6 protein-coding genes are annotated in these 7549 nt (G+C 40.7%); all 6 read left to right on the top strand.

Annotation, left to right across the window (positions count from 1 at the left end; all coding sequences use genetic code 11):
- Nucleotides 1-452 precede the first annotated feature (452 nt).
- The 6 genes from B4H39_RS03460 (at nucleotide 453) to ffh (ending at nucleotide 7265) form a co-directional block, all read left to right on the top strand.
- Complete coding sequence (locus B4H39_RS03460) at nucleotides 453-1187, top strand: alpha/beta hydrolase (RefSeq protein WP_251421933.1); 735 nt, start codon at nucleotides 453-455, stop codon at nucleotides 1185-1187.
- A 35-nt stretch (nucleotides 1188-1222) separates the two neighbouring features.
- Nucleotides 1223-1624 (top strand): DUF1801 domain-containing protein, encoded by a 402-nt coding sequence (locus B4H39_RS03455; protein ID WP_251421936.1) that lies wholly within the window; start codon nucleotides 1223-1225, stop codon nucleotides 1622-1624.
- A gap of 117 nt (nucleotides 1625-1741) precedes the next feature.
- Complete coding sequence (locus B4H39_RS03450; protein WP_202230561.1) at nucleotides 1742-3478, top strand: ribonuclease J; 1737 nt, start codon at nucleotides 1742-1744, stop codon at nucleotides 3476-3478.
- A 141-nt stretch (nucleotides 3479-3619) separates the two neighbouring features.
- A complete protein-coding gene (locus tag B4H39_RS03445) occupies nucleotides 3620-4942 on the top strand; it encodes a TrkH family potassium uptake protein (protein ID WP_202230560.1) in 1323 nt (440 codons plus the stop codon).
- A 1-nt stretch (nucleotide 4943) separates the two neighbouring features.
- Nucleotides 4944-5597 carry a potassium channel family protein gene (locus B4H39_RS03440; RefSeq protein ID WP_202230558.1) on the top strand — a complete coding sequence of 218 codons (654 nt, stop codon included), beginning with the start codon at nucleotides 4944-4946 and terminating at the stop codon, nucleotides 5595-5597.
- A 111-nt stretch (nucleotides 5598-5708) separates the two neighbouring features.
- The gene (gene ffh / locus B4H39_RS03435; protein WP_251421939.1) at nucleotides 5709-7265 is read left to right on the top strand and encodes a signal recognition particle protein; all 1557 of its coding nucleotides are present in this window, start codon (nucleotides 5709-5711) and stop codon (nucleotides 7263-7265) included.
- Nucleotides 7266-7549: the final 284 nt, after the last annotated feature.

Below are 7549 nucleotides of genomic sequence, written 5' to 3'. Positions count from 1 at the left end.
GGTGGTGGCTTCGAACTCGTGCTCAAGCAGGGCATGCTTGGGTTCTCCTTCAGGCACGAGAGGCGACAAGCTTAGGTGGAGCCTTTAATGGAGGACATACAGCAAATACCGTAAGTATTAATGGAGGTGTCCGCCCCGCTCTCATCATCCAACAAACGTCAAACTAAAAGTATCCAAAATATCCAAACAGCTCCGCAATCCGGGGCTGTTTATTTATAGTCTGAGATTCCGTTAGTCAGGGACGGCTTAGCTTTTTCATTTTTGAAGAACAAAGATAAAAATCATGCTATAATAGCAACATGGTATCCCTCTTAATATTCTCATTTTCCCTTATTTCTTTCATCCTTGTTGTCAGTTTAGGACTTTTTGTTTTTATTGAAAATAAAAATAGAAGTATCTGGGTAAGACGACCTCAAGAGAATTCTCCATTATACTCTGAATGGGCCGCATTTATGCAGGCTGAAAAAGAAGAATGGCAGTTACAGACACATGATAACCTCATACTCAAGGCTTGGTATCTTTCAGCTAAAGTACCAACTGATAAGACGGTTCTACTGTTCAATGGCTATAAGTCTGTAAGAGAGCGTTACGGTGCGTTTGGCTGGCTTTTTCATGAGTTAGGATATAACGTGTTGATGCCTGACTATAGAGCTGGAGCTAGAAGTCAAGGAAAATTTATTGGCTTTGGCTGGTTGGATCTTAAGGATAATAAGGGATGGATTGAAAAAATTATTGAGAAAAATGCACAGAGCCAGATTGCTTTGTTTGGTATATCGATGGGAGCTTCTGCAACGATGATGCTCTCAGGTGAAGCACTCCCGGAAAATGTCAAGTGCCTTATTGAAGATTGTGGTTATGATACAGTGTGGAACGAGTTATCTTATAAGGCGAAACATGATTTTCACTTACCTCAGTTTCCCTTGATGCATCTCCTTTCTTTTTGGTCAAAGCTTTTTGCAGGCTACAGCTGGAAAGAAGCCTCTGCGCTTAGTCAGCTGGCGAAGAATAATAGACCCTTCCTTTTTATACACGGCGATCAGGATACGTTTGTACCTCTAGAAATGGTCTATCGAAACTATGAGGCGACCCAAGGACCAAAAGAAATCTATATTGCTAAGGGGGCTCGTCACATTAGGTCTTATGAAATGGATAAGGAAAAATATAAGGAAGTTGTGAAAGTTTTTTGAACAAATACTTCTGATGCAGAAAGAGAGAATAATAAATGTATAATGCTGCTGGAAATATCGAAGAGTACATCGCACAAGCTCAAGATTCGCAACTTTTGAGGCAGGTCTTACACATGGTTCACAGCACCTTTCCGGAAGAAGAACTGCGTTATTTTGACAATGGCAAGACTTTTTCTGCTATTGCTCTAGGACAAAACCCTTACCCCAGTCCAGGCTATGAAGAAGCTGGCACTGTCAACATTTCTTCACAAAAAAATTATGTGGCGATTTATTTTTACGGTGAAAATATATCGTGGCAAAACAACTTTCCCAAATCAGCCATGGGCAAGGGCTGTTTACGTATCAAAAGTTCAAAATTTATGGAAAAATATGATGTTGAAATAAGGGAATTTTTTCAAAATGTAAAATTGTATAAGCCGCATGATAAGAGGAATTAAGGAACAGCTGATTGATTTTTTTGGAGCTTTGAGTTATACTTGTAGTAAGTATTCTCGGTGGGGATTGGAATGCCAATCCCTTTTATTACGAAAAAAGAAAGGTTTTTTAATTAATAAATGGCAGATATAAAAATTACACCTTTAGGTGGTGTACGCGAATTTGGTAAAAATATGTACCTAGTGGAGGTGAACGAGCAAATTTTCGTTCTTGATGCAGGTTTAAAATATGCAGATAGTGATATGCTAGGGATTGATTTTGTGATTCCGGATATTGATTATCTCGTAGAAAATGCAGACCGTGTTGCGGGAATTTTCTTGACACATGGTCACGCAGATTCTATCGGTGCTTTGCCTTATATCGTTTCAGAATTACGTGTCCCTGTATTTGGGAGTGAGTTGACGATAGAGCTTGCTAAAATCAATGTGCGCAACTATGAGGGCAGCAAAAAATTCAAGGACTTCCACGTTGTAACTGAGGAAACAGAAATAGATTTTGGTCAAGCAGTAATTTCCTTTTTCTCAACAACACACACCATTCCAGAATCAATGGGGATAGTCGTTGGCACTGATTCGGGAAATATTGTTTACACGGGTGATTTCCGTTTTGATCCAGCCGTTGCACAAGGCTATCGGACGAACATGCGACGTCTTGCAGAAATAGGAAACAGTAAGGTGCTGGCCCTGCTTTCGAGTTCTCCTAACGCCTTGTCACCCGAACAGTCAGCAAGTGAGCATGAAATTTATGAGAAAATCTACGATACAATTGATGAAGCACAAGGACGCGTAATCATTGCTTGTAATGCTGGTAATCTGGGACGCATTCAACAGGTTGTTGGAGCGGCGCTCAAACTTGGCCGGCGTATTGCCTTTACAGGTCAAGACATGGACCAGATCGTCGAGACAGCGACACGTTTGAAGAAGTTGAAAATTGAAGATAAAAAGGCGATTATTAAGCCAAATGAAATCAGTAAGTATGCGGATGAAGAACTGGTTATTATCGAAACAGGTCGCATGGGTGAACCGCTAAAAGTCCTCGGAGACATGGCTCATAAGCGTCATAAATGGGTGAAAATCAAAGAAGGAGATGTTGCTTTTGCAGTAACAACACCTTCTATCGCTTATGAAACCTTAATTGCGCGCATTGAAAATGATGTCTATCGTGCTGGTGGTGTCATGAAGATGTTGGGCGCAGACTTGAAGGTTTCCGGTCATGCCAACGCGCGTGATTTACAATTCATGATTGATATCTTACGTCCGAAAAACCTGATTCCTATCCAAGGTGAATATCGGGAGTTACGTGCTCATGCAGAGTTAGCTATGGAGCTGGGAATGCTTCCAGAACATATCTTTATAGCTAAAAAAGGGGAGTCTGTCTCTTTCAATAAAGAAGACGAGATGATTCCAGCAGGAGTTGTTCCAGCGGAAAACGTGATGATTGATGGTTCAGGTATTGGCGATATCGGTTCAGTGGTTTTACGGGACCGTAAAGTATTATCTGAAGACGGAATTTTTATCGCTGTTATAACAATCAATAAGGCTGAACGTAAAATTATCAGCCAAACACGTGTACATACACGCGGTTTTGTTTATGTCAAAACCTCACGAGATTTGATGAAGGATGCGGGAAACTTGGTAAATGAGACGGTTGAAAAGTATCTTGCAGGAACTGATTTTGATTGGTCAGACCTCAAGGGTGCCATCCGTGATGCTCTGGGCAAATTCCTTTATACTCAAACCCGTCGTAAACCAGTTGTTCTGCCAGTAGTCATGGAAGCACGTGCTCCACAAGAGTTGACTCGCCGTTATAAGGGCAATAAGAAGAAGTCAAGTAAGACTAGTGGAAAGGCTGGATAAGCTTTCCTCAAGCGCTTAAGATTACTTTCCAGATAAACACGGCAAAATATTATATAGTAAAGGCCTGTCTTTTGCTATATTTTTTTGAAAAGAGAAGCGTTTTAGACAAAATACAAACAGGAGAAATAGAGTAAGCACTTCATGCAAAAAAACTTAAAAAAATTAACAGCGCTGCAGATTATTTTTATCGCCTTTTTGATGCTCGTGATTGGAGGAGGAACCTTGCTCAGTTTACCGATTTCTTCGAGTACGGGGCAGTTTACACATCCGATAGATGCGTTATTTACTGCTGTTTCTGCTGTCTGTGTTACAGGTTTAACTGTAATTGATACCGGTGCCCACTGGTCTCTCTTTGGACAAGTTATCCTATTGCTTTTGATCGAGGTAGGCGGGTTGGGCTTTATGACATTGGTTGTCAGTATTTTCCTCCTCCTCAATCAAAAAATGTCCCTCAAATCTCGGCTGATTATTCAGGAATCCTATAGTTTATCAGATATGAGTTCAAGTGTTCGAGTAGTCATTAACGTACTGATTATTTCGCTTTTGATTCAATTTTGTGGCAGCGTTCTTTTGTCATTTTCCTTTGTCCCAAGGTTTGGACTAGTCAAGGGGATTTGGTACAGTGTTTTCCATACCATTTCAGCATATTGCAATGCTGGTTTTGACTTGTTTGGCAATTCACTTATGCTTTATGAGCATTCACCATACGTCTTGATGGTTATTGCATCAATGGTTGTTTGCGGAAGTTTAGGGTTTATCGTTATTATGGATTTACTTAACTATAGGAAGCAGAGAAAGTTATCTCTTCACACTCGATTAGCTCTTACAACGACAGCCTTTCTTGTTTTTGGTGGGATGTTGCTCTTTCTAATTTCTGACTTTGAAAGTGTAAGTAATAATCCATTTATATTTGTGATGCAGAGCCTTTTTCTATCGATTTCTCAGCGGACAGCGGGCTTTTCTATCCAAGAGTATAATTTGTTCAGTCAAGCAAGTATTTTCCTCACCATAATATTAATGGTTATCGGAGGAACATCAGGCTCAACAGCCGGAGGTTTGAAAACGACGACAATAGGTGTCCTAGCGCTCAATGTGCGCGCGATTATTAAGCGCGATAAACACACCAGCTTTAAAAATAGAACAATTCCACAAAGTGTTGTCAAACAGGCATACGAATCTGTCTTTCTCTACTTCTTTATGATGGTTATTGCGACATTTATCCTCCTTTTGACGAATCCAAAATTTCGTGTAGATCAAATTCTTTTTGAAGTTATCTCAGCCTTATCTACTGTAGGATTGAGTATGGGAGTTACACCGAATTTAAATGTGCTCGGAAAAATCATTGTAGGCATTCTTATGTTCATTGGTCGTGTCGGCGTGTTTACGATTATTTATTCAATCAATGCGAAAGATAATCATGAATCTCTCTATAAATATCCAGAAGAAAAGGTAATGGTGGGCTAATATGAAATCATTTGTTGTTATAGGGCTTGGACGTTTTGGCTCTGCGGTTGCTAAAACTATCGCAGAAACAGAAGCCGACTTGCTCGTCATGGATCAAAATGAGGACCGGGTCAATCTCTTTAAAGATATAGTACCTAATGCAATCATTGCGGATGCAAAGGATGAACGTGTTCTGGAGGAGATTGGCATTAAAGATTTTGATGTTGCTATCGTTGCTATCGGTGAAGACATTCAGTCCTCTGTACTGGTAACCATGCTTGCTAAAGATGCAGGAGTACCTCAAGTCATCACGAAGGCTGTTGATAAAAATCACTATCGCCTGTTAGAAAAAATCGGTGCAGACCGGGTTGTTCTTCCCGAAGTTGAGATGGGGCGTAAGATTGCTGAAAGTTTAATTTTTGAAAACATCAGTAATGTCGTGGATATTGCAGAAAACATTGAGTTTGCAGAAGTTAAGGTATGTTCGCGTAAGATGGACAATCGTCTCATCTCTGAAATTTCAGAGTTAAATGGATATGATTTGAATATCAGCTATGTCAAACATATCCATGGTGGAGTAGAAATTGCTTCAGGAGATACGCGCTTGATGATTGGTGACTCTTTGTTTGTCATTGGCCGTCCAGAGGATATCAAGAAACTATCTGAGCAAAACTAAAATCTACAGTATTATACCTTCATTGTACGAAGACACGGTCAATGATTGACCTCTAAGAGAATGTGATATAATAAAACTATCTGAATAAAAGAATAGGACTGGAATATAAAAATGGCTTTTGAAAATCTAACAGAACGTTTGCAAAATGTGTTCAAAAATTTGCGCGGCAAAAAGAAAATCACAGAACAAGATGTAACAGAAATTACAAAAGAAATACGTGTGGCGCTTCTTGAAGCTGACGTAGCTCTTCCTGTAGTGAAAAAGTTCATCAAAGCGATTCGCGAGCGAGCGATTGGGACAGAGGTCTCAGAAGCGCTTAATCCAGCGCAACAAGTCATCTCTATTGTCAATGAAGAATTGACAGCGATTTTGGGTGGCGGTGAAGCTGAGCTGCTCAAATCACCTAAAATTCCAACAATCATCATGATGGTCGGCTTGCAAGGGGCAGGTAAAACAACCTTTGCAGGTAAACTGGCTAAAAAACTCAAAGAAGAACAAAATGCCCGTCCCCTCATGATTGCGGCTGACGTTTATCGTCCAGCAGCCATTGATCAATTAAAAACTCTAGGTGAACAGCTTGATATCCCTGTATATGATGAGGGCACAGCTGAAAGTCCTGTAAATATCGTCAAGAACGGCTTAGCGCGAGCGCGTGAAGAACGTAAAGATTATGTTTTGATTGATACGGCAGGACGCCTAGAAATTGACGATAAGCTGATGAATGAGCTGCAAGAGATCAAAGCTCTTGCACAACCAACCGAAATTCTTTTGGTTGTTGATGCGATGACAGGTCAAGTCGCAGCTCAGGTGGCTAAAACCTTTGATGAAAAGTTAGATATTAGTGGTGTCATTATCACCAAACTTGACGGAGATACACGTGGTGGTGCAGCCTTATCTATTCGTGAAATTACGGGTAAACCCATCAAGTTTACGGGTACAGGAGAAAAGCTGACAGATTTAGAAATCTTTTACCCAGACCGTATGAGCTCGCGTATCCTTGGTATGGGAGATATGCTGACGCTGATTGAAAAAGCGCAGGCACAGTTTGACGAAGAACAATCCATGAAGATGGCTGCCAAGATGGCGGAAAATCGTTTTGACTACAGTGACTTTGTCGAACAATTGGATCAGGTGACAAATATGGGACCTATGGAAGAAATTATGAAAATGATTCCAGGGATGTCACAAGTGCCTGGCATCGAAAATGTCAAAGTTGATCCGAAAGACATCGCGCGTAAACGTGCCATTGTTCTTTCGATGACACCAGCGGAACGTCAATTAGAGGTGGAGCTTTCACCAGCACGTCGTCGTCGTATCGCTGCAGGTTCGGGGAATAGTTTCATTGAAGTAAATAAGTTCATCAAGCAGTTTAATCAGTCTAAAGACATGATGCAAGGCATTATGAATGGGGATATGGATGCAATGATGCAACAAATGATGGGCGGCGCTGGTGGTAAAATGCCAAACATGAAAAATATGCCTGGAGGTATGCCAGACATGTCTTCCCTAGGAGATTTGCAAGGTCTTATGCGAGGCGGAACACCTTCTGGCACGCCTGATATGAGTGCCATGTTTGGAGGTGGTCTTAAAGGAAAAGCCACTCAGTTTGCCATGAAGCAGGCTATGAAACGCGCGCAGAAAAAAATGAAAAAAGGCAGAAAGAAATAGCATATAAAAGAAGCAGATATATTTTCGGATGTATCTGGGAGTGAAGACAAAGATGATGTTTAAAAATTAGTTTCTGATTTGGCAAGAATGAAAAGTACTGATGCTGTGACAGGAGGGGGGCTGAATCCCCCAGTCAAAAAGGACATTATCTAAAGTAGTAACTACCAGTTCATAGCTTAGTTTATTACTTGGGGCAGCTTACCTTAGCTTGCTAAAATTTAAAAATAAAGACGGAAATACCAACAAAACACCTGCACATTTATCACTGTGGCAGGTGTTTTGTT

The organism is Lactococcus sp. UBA7128, from assembly GCF_002492185.1.
Taxonomy (GTDB): Bacteria; Bacillota; Bacilli; order Lactobacillales; family Streptococcaceae; genus Lactococcus; species Lactococcus muris.
This window is presented reverse-complemented; position numbering and strand designations above follow the sequence as displayed.